At 34.2% G+C, this 1,279-nt stretch carries 1 protein-coding gene; it reads right to left on the bottom strand.

Going from position 1 to position 1,279, the window contains the following annotated elements; translation table 11 throughout:
* Positions 1-40 precede the first annotated feature (40 nt).
* Positions 41-1,194, bottom strand: a protein-coding gene (locus GVV19_RS10710; protein WP_159639139.1) for an IS3 family transposase whose coding sequence is annotated in 2 segments (ribosomal slippage) — positions 41-921 and positions 921-1,194 — 1,155 coding nt in all. Because the reading frame shifts where the segments join, the coding sequence is not laid out codon by codon here.
* Positions 1,195-1,279: the final 85 nt, after the last annotated feature.

The raw sequence follows: 1,279 nt of genomic DNA, 5'->3' as shown, positions 1-1,279 counted from the left end.
GGAACTGACCTAGTTCCTTGGGACTCAAGAAAAAACCAAGTTAGGATGAAGCCAACCGATAATTAACGGGAGACTGATATCCTAGCTTTTCTTGTATTCGATTTTCATTGTAATATTTTAAATAGTCTATCACAGTTTGTGATACAATTTCAGTAGAACTTTTAAGTTCTGGGTTTAATTCGAAAGTTTCAGACTTTAGTGAGGAATGAAACGATTCGATAGGAGCATTATCGGCAGGTGTACCTTTACGGGACATACTCATGGTAATGCTTTTGTTTTTTACTCTGAGTTGATACTCTTTAGATGTGTAAACACTCCCTTGATCCGAATGAAGAATACATGGCTTAAGGATGTCTGGAAGTTGATTGAGTGTATCAACGACACATTCTAAGTTTTGTCTGTCACTTAATGTTGATGCGATAATCTCGCCATTGTATAAATCCATGATCGTAGATAAATAAAGCATCTTATTTCCATACGGGATGTACGTGATATCTGTTACCAATTTCTCTAAAGGACGGTTTGATTTAAAGTCACGATTAATAATATTATCCATAATGATTGGCTGAGTTTTGTTATTCCTATACCTTTTGACCTTAACTCGGCATTGGCATTGATGTTTCTGCATTATCTTCTGAACAGTATTCTTATTGATAATTCTGTCTTTTCGTATCAATGCAGTTATTTTACGATATCCGTACCGGAATTTGTTTTCTTTACAAAGTTCAATCACTAACGATTCATTGACTGAATAGTCATAAGACTCTACTTGCTTTTTTTTAGTCCATCGGTAATACGTTGATTTTGGTATTCCAAAAAGATTCAAGACATCTTTAGTAGATACAACATCGCGATACTCTTCAACGAGTTTGATGATTATTTCTGGTACCACATCCTTTCTCTCTCCAAATACTTTTTTAATAATTCAATTTGCTGTTCAAGATATTTAATCCGAAGACCTTGTGTTTCTTCAACTGTATCTGCTTCTGGTCCTTTTCCATAAGTATATTGTTTACCAACTGGTTGAGAAAAACGATAATGTTCACCATTTCGATACCATCTCCACCATGTTTTAACTTGAGATATGTTTTTTATTCCAAGTTCGCTTTGAATATGTTTGCTTGAATATCCTGCTAATTTCATTTCTATTACTTTCATTTTTATCTCATAACTATGCATAATCCGTGTTCCCATAAGAAAACCTCCCGTATTGAATCATTTTACAATAATTCGTTTACAAGAGGTTTTTTCTTGAGTCCCAAGGAACTAGGTCAGTTCC

The sequence above is a fragment of the Erysipelothrix anatis genome, assembly GCF_009828745.1.
Lineage (GTDB): Bacteria > Bacillota_I > Bacilli_A > Erysipelotrichales > Erysipelotrichaceae > Erysipelothrix > Erysipelothrix anatis.
Note: the sequence above shows the minus strand (reverse complement) of the source record. Positions and strands in the feature narration are given on the sequence as shown.